This is a genomic window from Dyadobacter sp. CY261 (assembly GCF_021440085.1).
Classification (GTDB): Bacteria; Bacteroidota; Bacteroidia; order Cytophagales; family Spirosomataceae; genus Dyadobacter.
Window position 1 is genome coordinate 167,154 of record NZ_JAKCPW010000001.1, and the last position, 15,260, is coordinate 182,413.

Consider the following 15,260-nt stretch of genomic DNA (forward strand, 5'->3'; position numbering starts at 1 on the left):
ACGTTGAAAAACTGGGTTTTAATAGGAATATTTTTGCTGGTCTCGGGACGGATCATAGCACAGACGGAAGGGAAGAAAGATAGTCTGAGAACCGAAAAATTACCGGCTGTCGCGTTGGACAGCACTGTTCTTGCCCAGGCAGATTCGTTAAAAAACGTTAAAAAGAAATGGATGCCGGTGCCAAAAACAGCTACCAGGCTCGCATTGATACCGGGCGCAGGACAGCTTTATAACCGGGATTACTGGAAGGCGCCGATCGTGTACCTGGCATTTGGAGGAGGACTTTATACCTATTACCTGAATACGATCAAGTATCATGATTTTCTGGATGCATACAAGTCCTTTTATATCATGGACAAAAACGATCCGAAGTACGGGCAGAAAAAACCGGAACTGGCAAGTGCCGACGCGAAGGTGAAGGTTAAAGTTCGAAACTTGCTGAATACCAGCAGCGAGGAGATTGACGCAACCGAAAGCCAGATTATCCGGCAAAAGAATTACTGGCGCCGCAACCGTGGTTTTGCGATTATTGTAACAGGCCTCATTTACACATTGTCTATTATCGAAGCCAATGTGGCGGCGCATTTAAAGACTTTTGACTTATCGGAGGATTTGAGTTTAAATGTCAGTCCTAAACTTAACCAGCCGTCTATGACAACCCCGACACCGGGTGTGAGATTGGTGTTTAATTTAAAATAATACAAATAGAATACTGATTTTCAAATATTTAATTAATGAGAATACTATTACTGGGGTACGGTAAGATGGGTAAGACGATCGAGCAGATCGCCGTTGACCGGGGGCATGCGATCGTGGGGAAAATTGATTTACAGAACCGTGCGGAAATGGAAGCGCTCGCCGCAGGCGATGTGGACGTAGCGATCGAGTTCAGCTCGCCGGAATCTGCCTTTGAAAACATCACCTATTGTTTAAAAAAAGGCTGGCCGATCGTGTGTGGAACCACCGGCTGGCTGGACCACAAAACCGAGGTGGAGGCCCTTTGCAAGTCGCAATCGGGTTCATTTTTCTACGCTTCCAATTATAGCATAGGCGTCAACCTGTTCTTTCGCCTGAACCGTATGCTGGCGCGGTTGATGAACGGCCATGAATACCAGACTTCTATGACCGAAGTGCACCATATACACAAACTGGACGCGCCCAGCGGTACTGCCATAACGCTCGCGGAAGGCATCATGGAGGAAACAGAAAATATCGATGGCTGGAAGCTTGCCCCCGAAAACGAGGAGGGTTATCTGCAAATCCTGGCAGAGCGCCGAGGTGAAGTGCCGGGAACCCACATCGTACGGTATGAATCGGAAGTAGATACCATTGAAATTTCCCACACGGCCCACAACCGTCAGGGTTTTGCATTGGGCGCTGTGGTGGCCGCAGAATGGCTTCCCGGCAAATTCGGAGTGTTCGGAATGAACGACCTCCTCAAAGTTTAAAGTATTCTAACTATCAATCATCGCATGGCTGTTAATAAAGAGTTGACTTCCAGTTCAGTTGAATCCAAGAAGAAAAAGTCACCGATCCGGGAGTGGTTCGACTCCATTTTGTTTGCGGTAGTAGCCGCTACACTGATCCGCTGGCTTTTTTTTGAAGCATTTACCATCCCAACGCCCTCCATGGAAAACAGCCTGCTTGTGGGCGATTTCCTTTTTGTGAGCAAGCTGCACTATGGTACCCGAACGCCCAAAACACCATTGCAGGTGCCGCTGACACACCAGACGATCTGGGGAACCAATATTCCTTCGTACACCAGCTTGATCCAATTACCGCAATACCGCCTGCCTGGGTTCAGTGAAGTAAAAAGGGGAGATGTGGTGGTATTCAACTATCCTCCGGAGTTACAGCATCCGGTTGATCTGAAGACCAATTATATCAAACGTTGTGTAGGTGTTCCAGGCGACAAGGTTGAGGTGAGGGATTTGCAGGTTTATGCCAACGGACAGGCAATGGAGAACCCGGCAAGAATGGAAAATGAATATTTTGTGGCCACTACTACGGCAGTGAATGAGGAAAAGGTGTTCAAGGAAAATGGTGTTTCAGAATTCAACTCTTACACCGAAGGCGATAACGACACAATCCGGGGCAATGAGCAAATGGGTTACCTGGTGTTCACCACCACGGAAATCGCAGCGAAACTCAAGACATATGATTTTGTAAAGAATATTACACTCGTCACATCGCCTAAGGACATCAGTGAGCCGATGTTATATCCGAATTCATCGCTTTTCAAATGGAACCGCGACAATTATGGCCCGATAACGGTTCCAAAGGAAGGGATGACCGTGCAACTGACACCCGAAAATATCGCAACCTATGGTCCCGTTATCAAGAATTACGAGGACAATGAGGATGTAGTAGTGGAGGAAAAGGCTGTCAAAATTGCAGGTAAAGCCATTACCAGCTATACATTTAAGCAGAATTACTACTTTATGATGGGGGATAACCGTCACAATTCGGCGGACTCGCGTTACTGGGGTTTTGTCCCGATGGACCACATTGTTGGTAAAGCGGTGTTTGTATGGATGTCCATCGATCCGAATCCGACAAGCTTTTTTAACAAGATCCGTTGGAGTCGCATATTCCGCACGATCAATTGATTATTTAACATATATAGTGCGGAGGGAGGAGCTTTTCGGCTACTCCCTTTATTTTTGCCATAATATATAAATTAATGTTATATGATAATTGTTAGTTTATGTGGATTCGTATTATATTGCTGGTGAAATGACCACCGACGACCGACTGCTGACCGCCGGTTGCATTTTATAAATGCAGTCATGCGATCGACGGTCGGTCGTCGGCGGCCGACAGTCAAAAAATAGCACTCCATGTCACTAGAAACAACAATTATCAAGCCCGCGAGTACGCCTAAAAAGAAATCGGCCGTCCGTGAATGGTTCGATTCGGTGCTATTTGCTGTGGTGGCAGCGACGCTTATCCGCTGGCTGTTTTTCAGCGCGTTTGTTATACCGACGCCTTCGATGGAAAACAGTCTGCTCGTGGGCGATTACCTTTTTGTGAGCCGCCTGCATTATGGCACTAGCACGCCTGTTACACCCCTGCAAATTCCGCTTACACATCAGACGATCTGGGGCACCAGCATTCCATCATATCTCGATTGGATCCAGCTTCCTCAATACCGGTTGCCGGGTTTTACCGAGGTAAGTAACGGTGATATTGTCGTATTTTATCTCCCGGTAGAACACCCCAACACTTACCAGAAATATAGCAATGTATTGCCGGACCTGCATCCGCATCCCACCGATTTACGCTCCAACTACATCAAACGCTGTGTAGGCATTCCGGGCGACAAGCTGGAAATCCGTAGCGGGCAGGTGTATGTGAACAGGCAGCCGCAAGCGCTGCCTCCACGAATGCAAAATGAATATTTCGTTTCGGTCACGACGGCAGTCAATGAAGAGAATGTTTTTCACAAAAATGGTATCACGGATTATTCGCAGTTTACCGAGACGTTCGGCGATAGCATTACGGCGAACGATCAGACGGGATACGTGGTGAAAACTACTGCGACGTTGGCAGAAAAGCTCAAAAATTATGATTTTGTCAAGCAGGTTCAACCGGTTTTTATGGAAAAAGGCCTGAAAGAGCCTTACCTCTTTCCCCGTGCCGATTTTCTGAACTGGAACAAAGACAATTACGGTCCTATTAATATTCCAAAAGAAGGAGTGACGGTGGCTCTGAACGAAACGAACATCGCATTGTACAGCGACATTATCCAAAATTATGAAGGGAATGAAAATGTAGTAATCAAAGATAATAAGGTCACGATCAATGGCAAAGCGATTACCAGCTACACCTTTAAGCAAGACTATTATTTCATGATGGGTGATAACCGCCATGATTCGGCGGATTCAAGATACTGGGGTTTTGTTCCGAAGGATCACATTGTTGGCAAAGCAGTTTTCGTATGGATGTCTATCGACCCCAACCCGATCAGTTTCCTAAAAAAGATTCGTTGGGACCGCATTTTCAGGATCATTCAGTAAGCAGGAAAGAGGCATTAGCCTCTTTCCTGCTTACTGAATGATCCTCCATCGTCCCTTTCCTCCTTTCTCCCATTTCACTACTCTTCCTGCGAAAATATAAGCGCCGAGTAAGGTGGAATCTGCAATGAGCCAAACTGTGGACAGTTATCCACCTCGCCTTCTATCGTTTCTATATCGAAAACACCCAGGTTGGAAAAATCGGCATCGTAGTTTTCATTATCGCTATTGAGCCGGAGGTACCATTTGCCGGCACGCGGGAATCCGACTTTGTAGTCCGAAAAAGTTTCGGTCGAAAAGTTGAATACCACTACAACACTGTCCTTGGGACCACCCTCGGCCCAGCGGTGCATAACAATGACCTTTTTCTCGTTATCCTGACGGATGATACCAACATTTTGGCCTTGCAGACCTTTTGTTACGCCAAACCAGTTTCTGCGGATATGAATCATATCACGATGTAGCTCCGCGAAACCACTGAATTTTTCCAGTCGTGACCAATCTATCGGGTCACTGTCAGAAAACCATTTGTCTTCCAGCAGCGGCTGGCCCTGGAAGATCATTGGGATACCGGGCGAGGTTAGTACCAATGCAACGCCTAATGCTGCCCTTTTTTTGGAATACCAGTTATCGACGTCCCCATCCGCGATTTCCTCTGCCACGCGCGCCTGGCCGTTTGCGACTTCGTCGTGTGATTCGGTGTAAATGATGCGTTGGAAGGAATCGTTGTTATACCGATTTATGATGGCTGCCACAACCTGATCCATGTCCCGGTCCTGATCATTGGCAGTAATGATCGCATCGCGCACAGAATGCACAAACTTGGCATCCCATTGGGAGCCATAACCGAGGCCGCCGTCTTCCACTGAACCTGTAATGAAGTCCAGCGAGTGCATATCTTCAGCGATAGTAATACAGTTTGGGCAGTTGTCGCGGATATCCTTATTGATCCATTGAATCAGAGTCGCCCCTTCGGCAATGTCATTTCCGGGATTTCCGTCGGCTTTGACATTACGAATGTACGGTACCATGTCCATTCGCAGGCCGTCGATGCGGTAGTCTTTGAGCCACATCATCGCATTGTCGTGGATATACTGCCGCACTTCACCACGGCCAAAATCAGGACGGGTGTTGCCCCAGGGGGTTTCCGAACGCCAGTCATTATAGAAATAAATGCCACCGCCATCATTTTCCTGCCAGCCGTCAAATTGCCAGAGATCCAGATCGGACGGGCCAAAGTGATTGTAAACGACATCCAGAATTACTGCAATACCGGCCTCGTGCGCAGCCTTTACAAATGCTTTCAGGCCATCGGGTCCGCCGTAATCGGACTCAATGGCAAATGGATTGGCGGGGTTGTAACCCCATGATCGTGAACCAGGAAACTCCGAGCAGGGCATCAGCTCCACCGCGTTGAAACCCATTTCTTTCAAATAGGGAATACGCTCGATCGCCGTGTAAAAAGTGCCGACTTCGTCGTTATTCTTGACATTGAATGTGCCCACATGCATTTCATAAATCACCACCTCATGCCAGCCGGGCAGTTGAAATGTCACTTCCTGCCAGTCGAACGACTCGTGGTTGTAAACGATGCAATTCCCCGCAGAATTGGTCACCTTAAGGGCATAGGGATCATTGCGGTGCAAATCGCCTGCCGGTGTTTTGAGGAAAAATTTGTATTCATCCCCTTCTTTTGAATTTTCGACCAGCGCTCCCCACACACCGTTTTCTTCCGGTTGTAACGGGTTGGCCGAGGTGTCCCAGTCATTGAAACTTCCTATTACCGAAACACTTTCTGCATGCGGGGCCCAAACGCGGTAGTAAACTCCTTCCGGATGGCACGTTGCGCCCATGCCCTCATAATGCTGCTCAGTTTCGGTCACTTCGGTTTCGAGGTTTTCCATATATGGTTCTTAGATAATTGTTTATTTTTGAAAAGTTCTGTCAACGTATATGCGAAATGCATGCCAGCGTTTATAGATAATTTTCAACTCAACCAGCACACTATATCATGCAACCCATTTCCGAAGCGGAGAAAATCTGCATTCTCGCCCTCATGCATACGCCCGGCATAGGGGCGGTAACCATCCGGCAGCTCGTCAGCTATTGTGGCAGCGCTACTAAGGTCTTTCAGGCGGACTATAAAAAACTAATCAAGATCCCTGGCATCGGAGATAAGATCGTGAAGGCAATTTTAGGGAAAAATACGCTGGAACTTGCTGAAAAAGAACTTGTCAACTGTCGGAAGACGGATTCTAAGCTACTTTTCTTCACTGATCAGGACTATCCCGCCCGGCTTCGCCCGCTTTATGATGCGCCCGTTGCATTATATGCCCAAGGCAATACCGATTTCAACTGGCCGCGAACCGTAGGCATTGTTGGCACTCGGAAAATCAGCGAATATGGGAAGGCGGTTACCGAACAAATTATCCGTGAGCTGGTGCCTTACCAGCCGCTCGTAGTGAGCGGGCTGGCTTATGGTGTGGATATCACTGCCCACAGGCATTGCTTACGCAACAACCTCGCCACACTGGGAGTTATGGCCAGCGGGCTCGATGTGATCTATCCAGCTGTACATCAGCGCACCGCCCTCGAAATGCAGGACAACGGCGGGATCGTCACCGAAAATGCGTGGGGCACTAAGCCCGATTTTATGAGATTTCCGGCGAGAAACCGAATTATTGCCGGCCTTAGCGATGTTACCATTGTGGTGGAGTCGGGACGCACCGGCGGGAGTTTGATTACCGTGGAATTTGCCCAGAACTATCACCGTGAAGTTTTCGCCGTGCCGGGAGCCATTACAGATTCCCAATCGGAGGGTTGTAACTTTCTGATCCGTGACAACAAGGCGGCGATCTTCACGTCGGTAGCTGACATGGCCGATGCCATGGGCTGGGCAGCAGGAGCACCGGAGATTGGCCAGAGCATCGACACTGAGCCATTACCGATGTCCTTCGAAGGTTTTACGCAGGATGAAGGGCAGGTGCTCTCACTGCTGAAACAGCGGGGCGCGATGCAAATTGACGAGTTGGCCTGGCAATCGGGTATTCACTTGAACCGGCTGGCGACGCTGTTGCTGAACCTGGAATTTCAAGGAATGGTGCGGTCGATGCCCGGTAAGAAATATGGGTTGATTTAAATGCATGAATAAAAGTATCATTCAATTAATTAAGGAAGGGGAGGGGCTTACTATCGAATTCAAAAGGACAGTGGACAGCCCATTCAAAATCGCCAAAACGATTGTTTCTTTTGCCAATACGTCGGGCGGGAACCTGCTCATAGGCGTGGCCGACAACAGTGGCATTCTGGGCGTGCAATCGGAACTGAGGGAGCTTCAAAAGCTCGAAAAGGCATTGGTGAAGCTTATCGAACCGGAGCTTACGGTTCAGATCAAGTCGGAAAACCTGGATGGTAAACTGATTTTGTGGGTTACCGTCGGTGAAAGCGAAGACAAGCCGCACCATGCATTGAACGAAAAAGGCGAACGGATCATTTACATCCGCGTCAAGGACAAAAGCATGCCTATCCCGAGGTTATTACTTTATAATGGTGCCGATGCCGAAACAGAGAAGTTACTAGGGACGCGTCATGTCAAAACATTGATCACCCACCTTAAAGAAACCGATTCGGTAACGGCTAAGGTGTTTTCGAAGATCATCAACATTTCCGAAAAAAGAGCGGAAAGGATGTTGCAGGATCTTGCGGCACGGCAGATTTTACTTAAAATATCAAAAGGCAAACCCGAAAGTTTCAGCCTTAAATGGACCGAATAAAAAACGGCTGGCATCAGGAGTCCTGGTCGCCAGCCGCTCATAAGAACTTATGGAATATTAGTTAATGCCTATCAGTTCCAGTTCAAATATAAGGTCCTGACCTGCCAACGGATGGTTTGCGTCCAATACCACGTAAGCGTCGGTAATCTCTCTCACAACAACCGGGATTACCTGGCCGCCGTCCTGATGCATATTCAATGTGCCGCCTACTTCCAAAGGAATGTCGGCAGGGATTTGCTCACGCTCAAATTGAATGATCATTTCTTCATTCACCGGGCCGTATGCCTCTGCATTCGGGATATTGATGGTTTTTTTGTCACCGATCACCATGCCGGTCACGCCATCATCAAATCCTTTGATTACCTGTCCGCTGCCCAAAGTGAAGCTCAAAGGCTCACGTCCCTCGGAGGAATCAAAAAGTTGTCCGTCCGGGAGGGTTCCCTTGTAATGTACCTGCACTTTGTCACCAGCCTTTGCTTGACTCATAGTTCTGTATTTAGATGGTTGGAAAAAGCATTCCCGAAGCTATTCGGGAATGTATGGAAATAAAAATTAATATGCCCGCGCAAAAACGACACGGCCTTTGGATGGTTTGCCCGAGTAAATGCAAACGCCCTCTTCCGCCTCCTGGTTCAGAGGGATGCAGCGGATCGTTGCCTTGGTTTCTTCCTTGATCTTCTCTTCGGTTTCGGAAGTACCATCCCAATGCGCAAGGATAAACCCGCCTTTGGTGTCCAGAATGTTGTTGAACTCTTCGAATGAATCCACCTTGTAAGTATTCTCGTCGCGGAGTGTTAACGCTTTATTGTAGATCGATTGCTGAATGTCTTCCAAAAGATTCTGAATGTATTCAGCAATGCCATCCGTCGAAACAGTTTCCTTGGTCCTCGTATCGCGACGAGCAACTTCCACAGTTCCATTTTCCAAATCGCGGCCACCCATTGCAAGTCTTACAGGAACGCCTTTCAGCTCATATTCTGCAAATTTGAAACCTGGTTTGGTGTTATCGCTGCTGTCATATTTTACACTAATGCCCAGCTTTTTAAGACTTTTCGTGATTTCTGCCACTTTTTCGGAGATCTGCTCAAGCTGCTCTTCACTGCGGTAAATGGGCACGATCACGACCTGGATCGGCGCCAACTTCGGAGGTAGTACCAGACCGGCGTCATCGGAATGTGCCATGATCAGCGCGCCCATCAAACGTGTACTGACGCCCCAGGAGGTTCCCCAGACGTAGTCCAACTTGCCTTCCTTATCCTGAAACTTCACATCGAAAGCATTCGCGAAGTTCTGGCCCAGGAAATGGGAGGTTCCTGCCTGAAGCGCCTTCCCGTCCTGCATCATTGCTTCGATACAATAGGTGTCTTCGGCCCCGGCAAAACGCTCATTAGCTGTCTTATAGCCTTTAATCACAGGCACGGCCATCCATTCCTCGGCAAATTGGGCGTACACTTCCAGCATTTGCTTTGTTTCTGCAATTGCCTCCTGGGCGGTGGCGTGTGCGGTGTGGCCTTCCTGCCATAGAAACTCCGTGGTGCGAAGAAACAAGCGTGTACGCATTTCCCAACGTACGACATTAGCCCATTGGTTAATGAGTAAAGGCAAGTCGCGATACGACTGGATCCAGTTCTTATATGTGCTCCAAATCACGGTTTCCGATGTAGGACGAACGATCAGCTCCTCTTCCAGTTTAGCATCCGGGTCCACGATCACACCTTTGCCGTCGGGATCATTTTTGAGGCGGTAATGCGTCACTACCGCACATTCCTTGGCAAAACCTTCCACGTGTGAGGCCTCCTTGCTCAGATACGATTTCGGTATGAAAAGCGGGAAGTAGGCATTGGTATGGCCTGTTTCCTTGAACATGTCATCGAGTGCACGTTGCATTTTTTCCCAGATCGAATACCCGTAGGGCTTGATCACCATACAGCCTCTCACCGCCGAGTTTTCGGCCAGGTCGGCGCGTTTCACTAATTCATTATACCATTCGGAGTAGTTTTCACTTCGTGTCGGCAAGGCTTTACTCATTACTTTGTATTATTTTGGAATTGAAATGGAGTATTACGGTAATTCAGACCTGTTTTTCAAGGGAGTTGCAAAGATAGTTTTTTATGTTAACTTTGGAATTAATGTATAGTTACGGTCGTTTACTTCATATCGGGTATACATTTTTTACCTATATTAGCAACAAACTTTTAATCCTTAAAAGCCATGAGTATGTTCAATAAAGCAAAATATTTGTCTTTGCTGGTGCTGTTGGGAGCTTGGGGATGTACTTCAAATCAATATGCATCACGCTCAGGTGACGGAAACGATGATCTCTACGGAGGAAGCTCTGGCGGGGGCCTCGTACTGGCTGACCGCGGTGCAGATCAGGAAGTATCCCGCCTCGATAACCCGGATTACGCTTATACAGGCAATTATCCGGAAAACGGCACAGCCGATTATTACGACGAAAACTACGTTTCGTCCAGAAGTGTAAAACGTCAGGTATCGACTGATGTAGGCTACAACGCCGGCTTTGTCGATGGTTATAATTCTGCCAGCCTGAACAATCCATATTACGGAGGTTTGGGTTCTTTCTGGCCCGGAAGCTACGCTGGCCTGTCGCTCAACTTTGGTTACGGCGGTTTCAGAATGCGTCCTTCTTTTGGATTTGGTTACGGATCAATGTTGGGTTATTCACCATGGGGCTATGGCAGCATGCTGGGTTACGGATATGATCCATTCGGTTACAGCCCATGGGGTTATAACAGCATGTACGGATGGGGCGGTGGCTACGGTGGTTATGGTGGCTACTATGATGGTTTCGGCGGTTACGGATACGGATATTCGCCATGGGCTTATAGCCGTCCGGTGATCGTAATCAATAACCCTGAAAGAGGTATTTCGAGGACTTACGGCCCACGTGTGGTGGATGCCAGCAGGACCCGAAACAACGAGCGTTATAATTCCAATTTTGTAAACTCGTCCCGTGATCGGTCGGCGGGCAGCACAAGAGGAAGCCGTGACGGAAATCGGGTGATTTCAGGTGATACTTATTCTTCACCAAGATCAACCAGAGGTTCGGGGCGTGGTAATGCAACTTCGGCAGGTGGAAGAACCAATGGAGAATCATACGGCTCGCGGGGCGTAGTGGATGGCGGAAATACCTACTATTCACGTCCGCGCTCTTCAAGTTCGGGTAGCTACTCATCTGAAAATGGTAATAGCAACGGCGCATCTTATTCATCGCCTCGCTCATCGAGAGGTTCATCCGGATCGCCTTCATACAGCGTTCCTTCGAGAAGCCAGTCTGATTACAGCGCGCCAACCAGAAGCTATTCAACACCAAGAAGTGAATCTTATAGCGCACCACAGCGTACTTACAGTGCACCTAGCACACCGTCATACAGCGCTCCTTCGAGAAGTTACAGCGCTCCGTCCAGCGGCGGAGGCGGTGGAAGTTCAAGCCGTTCTTCAAGAGGTCCAAGATAATTCACGATTGTCCTGAAAAAGAGATAGTCATGTCGAACCCTGCAAGATGTCATAATTTTGCAGGGTTTTCGTTTAAATTGTATTGAAATAAGTCTTAACTGCCATGTCGAAACCTTACTCCGGAATTGCGCTCCTTTTCTCGCTACTCACTTCATCAGCGGCATTTGCGCAATATGCTACCGATGCGCTGCGGTATTCCGAAATCAACCAGACCGGCTCTGCACGTTTTCAGGCGCTGGGAGGAAACCACGCTTCCATAGGCGGTGACGCCAGCTCTATTCATGGTAACCCCGCAGGTTTGGGTTTTTATACCCGCTCGGAGTTTACACTCAGTCCCGCCGTGACGATTGCGGGTACTAAAACCAATTATCTTGGCAATTCCACCAAGGAAAGCAATAGCCTGCTCAACATCCCGCAAGCTTCCGTAGTATTTGCCAGTCAGCCAGGCTTTCAGCGGAAATGGAAACGGTCTGCTTTTGGTGTTTCATTTTCCCGTCAGCAATCGTTTCAAAACGGTTACACGTACGGAGGGCGTAACAACAACAGCGCTTACATTGATAATGTGCTGGAGAATGTTAACAATGCAAATCCTCGTTATACCGTAAAGGAACTTGAAGACGGTTTCGACAGCGGAGCGGCGGGAGGCCCTATTGCCGCCTCATTGCCAGTGGCCTATTATCAAATGTACCTGATCAACCCTACGACAGAAGATGGGCCGCCCTACCGGGCCATCGATGCAAACAGCGTTGTAGATCAAACGGGAACATATACTTCCAAAGGTGCCGTCTCGCAATGGACATTCGCCTATGCCGGTAATTTGAACGACAAGTTTTACCTCGGTGGTAATGCCGGTTTTAGCAGGATCAGGTATGATTATTCTTCCACTTTCAGTGATGACTATATAGATAGTCCTGAGCTGACCTACATCGATCAGTTTGAAGATTTTACCGTCCGTGGGACTGGATTCAATTTCTCGCTCGGTGCCATCTACAAATTGAATCAAATGTTCCAAATCGGTGGAACGGTCATTAGTCCTACCTTTAGTGCCATTAAAGAAACATTTAGCCAGAGTGTGGCGGCTGGATATGTCGACGGGAAAGTAACCGGTCCGGATGGCAACCTTGTCACGCCGCCATATACATCGCTGCGTATTGCTCCCAATGACTTTGAATACAGCTTGATCGGCCCCTTGCGTGGCAACTTGGGGGCAACGGTGCTTTTTCAGAACAGAGGTTTTGTAACAGCGACGGTGGAATATGTAGGTTACAGCGGAATGCGTGCCAGAACCAGCTATCTTACCAGTGCCGATAACCAGGCTTTTAAGGACGATACGAAGGCCGAAGTCACTGACACATTCAGGAATACGGTCAACTTTCGGTTGGGCGGTGAAATCAGAGCCAATATTTTTCGTGCAAGAGTCGGCGGTGCCTATATCTCCGATCCTTATTTGAACCGCACAGATGGCGTCGATCGCAGCAAGTTGTCGCTTTCTGCCGGCGCAGGTGTTCGGACAAGCCGCTTTTTTCTCGATCTTACAGGGACATTCACCAGTTACAAATCGGCATATACGCCGTATTACCTGAATAATCCTGCCAACTATGCGTCGGCTGAAATCACCAATAAGCCGATAAATGTCATGGCCACTGCGGGGGTTTTCTTTTGATTGCAATGGAAATCATAAACACAAAAACCTGCCATTCGCAGGTTTTTGTGTTATAACAAAGGTGAGATCACTTCAAGTAAATGTCTGACGTCTATCTCTCCCTTTAACGTCAAATCAGCTTGTGTGTAGAACGGAAGTCGGTCGGTAATGCGGCTTTGCAGGGTGTCTACGAGCGAGGTGGTACCGGAAAGAATGGGGCGGTCGTCCTTTCCGTGGTTCTCGATCCGCCGGGCCAGGTCTGCGGCCGGGACGTCCAGGAAAATGCTGATACCCATATGCCTGATGATATCCATATTATCGAAGAAACAGGGGGTTCCGCCTCCGGAAGCAAGTACAATGCCTTTTTGGAGCGCTGTTTCTTTTAAAATCCGGCTTTCAACTTCCCGGAAATAAGCCTCTCCGTGTTGTACGAAAATTGCGGAAATTTCCATGCCCTGGTCTTTTTCGATCAGCTTATCGAGGTCAACAAACTGGTAATTCAGAGCGCGAGCAAGCTTTTTGCCCAGCGTCGTTTTGCCGGAAGACATCATTCCGACGAGGATAATATTTTTCATCAAATCTTCAAAATCGGATCACATTATTTGGCGAGCGCCACCACTTCTTGCGCTGTCGGAGTGTCGTTATAATGCCACTTGCCTTTTACAATGCCGTCTTTCAAAAGCCACAGACCGGGGTTCGATCTCGATATGGTCTTTAATACCGTCGCATCTACATAATAGTAAGGGGCGGTCAGTTGGTGTTGCAAAAGGAAATTCTCGATATCTGCGGAGTTGCCAGAAGTCAGGATAATCGGTTCGACACCCTGGCTCTTAACCGCATTGATCAGTTTGTTAATGTCAGGCAATGCGGCGGTGTTAATGTCCGTCAGACTTTTAATAATCAGAAAAAGCTTTTTACCCTGAAATGTGCCCTCTGTAAAATCCCCGGCATCATTCCAAACCTTGTAGTCAGTGATTTTGGGTTTTGCATCTTCATTCAGGATAACCATTTCTTTGAATTTGAGCATGGTATCGCTTGGGTACTGCTCATATTTCACCGTTTTTCCGTCTTTGTCAAAAATATACTGATACCGCAACGGCTCCAAAGGTTTCATCTGCGCCGGAATGCTCGCGCCGACCCGGTAGGGCAGCAAATCCATGATGGGGAGGTGACGCAGCGAATAAACGGCTATCCCCAGCGATATGAGCGTTGAAATAACCACGATAATGCCGGTAGGGTAGGATTTGAACCGCTTTCGGTAATATACGATCACCAGTATTAATATCAGCAAGAAAATATCTTTGCCAAACGAGGTCCAGGGCGTAAGCTTGATCGCCGCACCGAAACAGCCGCAGTCGGTTACCCTATTGAAATAAGCAGAATAGAATGTAAGGAATGTAAAAAAGACAATGATCACCAGCAAAAGCCAGGAAATGGTTTTGGGTTTATAGGCCACCAACAATGCGACCCCGAGCACGACCTCGGCCGTGCAAAGAAATACCGAAAAATAAAGCGCCAGCGGCACGAGTGCCATAAAGAAATCATGCAACGCGGGAAGGTCAGTCGCGAAAACCTCGAAGTATTCTTCCAGTTTGTACTGCGTCCCGATAGGGTCGTTCAGTTTAATGATTCCGGAGAAAATGAAGAGTAGTCCTACTACAACTCGTGAGATCTGGGCAAAGATTTTCATTGCAAACAGGGGATTGACGCGACGGTTTGGGGTGTTTTTCTAGTTGGTCTGTAAGGCATTCGATTTGATCAGGCAGAACACCGAATAGTTGATAATATCTTGGTATCCGGCTTTTACACCCTCTGAAACAAGTGTAAGTCCCTGATTGTCTTCAATTTGCTTGATCCTTAGCAGTTTCATGAGAATGATGTCGGTCATGGAGCTCACACGCATATCGCGCCACGCCTCGCCATAGTCATGGTTTTTATTAAACAACAATTCCTTCACTTCGTTCACCTGATTATTGTAAAGAATTGTTAACGCAGAATCGTCGATCGACAGCCTGCCTTCGACAGCCTCGATCTGGATCAGCGCCATGACGCAATAGTTGATAATCCCGATGAACTCGGAAGATACATCCTCATTTACTTTTTGCACGCCTTTGTCCTGGATGGTACGGATACGTTGGGCTTTGATGAAGATCTGATCGGTAATCGACGGAAGCCGAAGGATGCGCCAGGAAGTACCGTAGTCCTTGTTTTTTTTTGTGAAAAGATCTTGGCAATACTGAATGATTTCCTGATATTCCGATTCTGTGGATTTCACTGTTTCAAATGAGTTAGAGACTTTCAGACGGTAGGAAGAGAATGCTTTGATATTCATTCCATTGCCTGTTTTTGAAA

14 protein-coding genes are annotated in these 15,260 nt (G+C 47.9%); 8 read left to right on the top strand and 6 right to left on the bottom strand.

Annotated features, from left to right (window positions below; genetic code table 11):
• The first annotated feature begins 3 nt into the window (after positions 1–3).
• The 4 genes from LZD49_RS00715 (at position 4) to lepB (LZD49_RS00730) (ending at position 4,019) form a co-directional block, all read left to right on the top strand.
• On the top strand, positions 4–699 hold the full coding sequence (locus LZD49_RS00715; RefSeq protein ID WP_234665389.1) for a DUF5683 domain-containing protein: 696 nt from the start codon (positions 4–6) through the stop codon (positions 697–699).
• A 35-nt stretch (positions 700–734) separates the two neighbouring features.
• A complete protein-coding gene (gene dapB, locus LZD49_RS00720) occupies positions 735–1,448 on the top strand; it encodes a 4-hydroxy-tetrahydrodipicolinate reductase (RefSeq protein ID WP_234665390.1) in 714 nt (237 codons plus the stop codon).
• A gap of 24 nt (positions 1,449–1,472) precedes the next feature.
• On the top strand, positions 1,473–2,609 hold the full coding sequence (lepB, locus tag LZD49_RS00725; RefSeq protein WP_234665391.1) for a signal peptidase I: 1,137 nt from the start codon (positions 1,473–1,475) through the stop codon (positions 2,607–2,609).
• Between the two features lie 231 nt (positions 2,610–2,840).
• On the top strand, positions 2,841–4,019 hold the full coding sequence (gene lepB, locus LZD49_RS00730; protein ID WP_234665392.1) for a signal peptidase I: 1,179 nt from the start codon (positions 2,841–2,843) through the stop codon (positions 4,017–4,019).
• 77 nt (positions 4,020–4,096) lie between these two features.
• Here lepB (LZD49_RS00730) and LZD49_RS00735 read toward each other — a convergent pair whose 3' ends face one another.
• Positions 4,097–5,920, bottom strand: coding sequence for an alpha-amylase family glycosyl hydrolase (locus tag LZD49_RS00735; RefSeq protein ID WP_234665393.1), 1,824 nt, complete (start codon positions 5,918–5,920; stop codon positions 4,097–4,099).
• Between the two features lie 107 nt (positions 5,921–6,027).
• Here LZD49_RS00735 and dprA point away from each other — a divergent pair, with 107 nt between their 5' ends.
• Entirely contained in the window at positions 6,028–7,155 is a 1,128-nt protein-coding gene (gene dprA / locus LZD49_RS00740; protein ID WP_234665394.1) for a DNA-processing protein DprA, read from the top strand.
• Between the two features lie 4 nt (positions 7,156–7,159).
• A complete protein-coding gene (locus LZD49_RS00745) occupies positions 7,160–7,789 on the top strand; it encodes a helix-turn-helix domain-containing protein (protein ID WP_234665395.1) in 630 nt (209 codons plus the stop codon).
• A gap of 57 nt (positions 7,790–7,846) precedes the next feature.
• On the opposite strand, the gene LZD49_RS00750 is transcribed toward LZD49_RS00745, so the two are convergent.
• Both LZD49_RS00750 and proS read right to left on the bottom strand, forming a co-directional pair.
• Positions 7,847–8,275: a peptidylprolyl isomerase gene (locus LZD49_RS00750; protein WP_234665396.1), complete on the bottom strand. Its 429-nt coding sequence runs from the start codon at positions 8,273–8,275 to the stop codon at positions 7,847–7,849.
• A gap of 66 nt (positions 8,276–8,341) precedes the next feature.
• On the bottom strand, positions 8,342–9,817 hold the full coding sequence (gene proS, locus LZD49_RS00755) for a proline--tRNA ligase (protein ID WP_234665397.1): 1,476 nt from the start codon (positions 9,815–9,817) through the stop codon (positions 8,342–8,344).
• 189 nt (positions 9,818–10,006) lie between these two features.
• Between proS and LZD49_RS00760 the strand changes: the two genes are divergently transcribed.
• Together LZD49_RS00760 and LZD49_RS00765 are read left to right on the top strand one after the other, a co-directional pair.
• The gene (locus LZD49_RS00760; RefSeq protein ID WP_234665398.1) at positions 10,007–11,266 is read left to right on the top strand and encodes a hypothetical protein; all 1,260 of its coding nucleotides are present in this window, start codon (positions 10,007–10,009) and stop codon (positions 11,264–11,266) included.
• A gap of 103 nt (positions 11,267–11,369) precedes the next feature.
• Positions 11,370–12,929: a hypothetical protein gene (locus LZD49_RS00765; RefSeq protein WP_234665399.1), complete on the top strand. Its 1,560-nt coding sequence runs from the start codon at positions 11,370–11,372 to the stop codon at positions 12,927–12,929.
• Between the two features lie 50 nt (positions 12,930–12,979).
• On the opposite strand, the gene LZD49_RS00770 is transcribed toward LZD49_RS00765, so the two are convergent.
• Genes LZD49_RS00770 through LZD49_RS00780 form a run of 3 tightly spaced genes read right to left on the bottom strand, consistent with a single transcriptional unit; the run spans position 12,980 to position 15,183 of the window.
• Positions 12,980–13,483 carry a shikimate kinase gene (locus tag LZD49_RS00770; protein ID WP_234665400.1) on the bottom strand — a complete coding sequence of 168 codons (504 nt, stop codon included), beginning with the start codon at positions 13,481–13,483 and terminating at the stop codon, positions 12,980–12,982.
• A 23-nt stretch (positions 13,484–13,506) separates the two neighbouring features.
• A complete protein-coding gene (locus LZD49_RS00775; RefSeq protein WP_234665401.1) occupies positions 13,507–14,598 on the bottom strand; it encodes a BT_3928 family protein in 1,092 nt (363 codons plus the stop codon).
• A 39-nt stretch (positions 14,599–14,637) separates the two neighbouring features.
• Positions 14,638–15,183, bottom strand: a complete 546-nt coding sequence (locus LZD49_RS00780) for a DUF1599 domain-containing protein (protein ID WP_234666662.1) — start codon at positions 15,181–15,183, stop codon at positions 14,638–14,640.
• Positions 15,184–15,260: the final 77 nt, after the last annotated feature.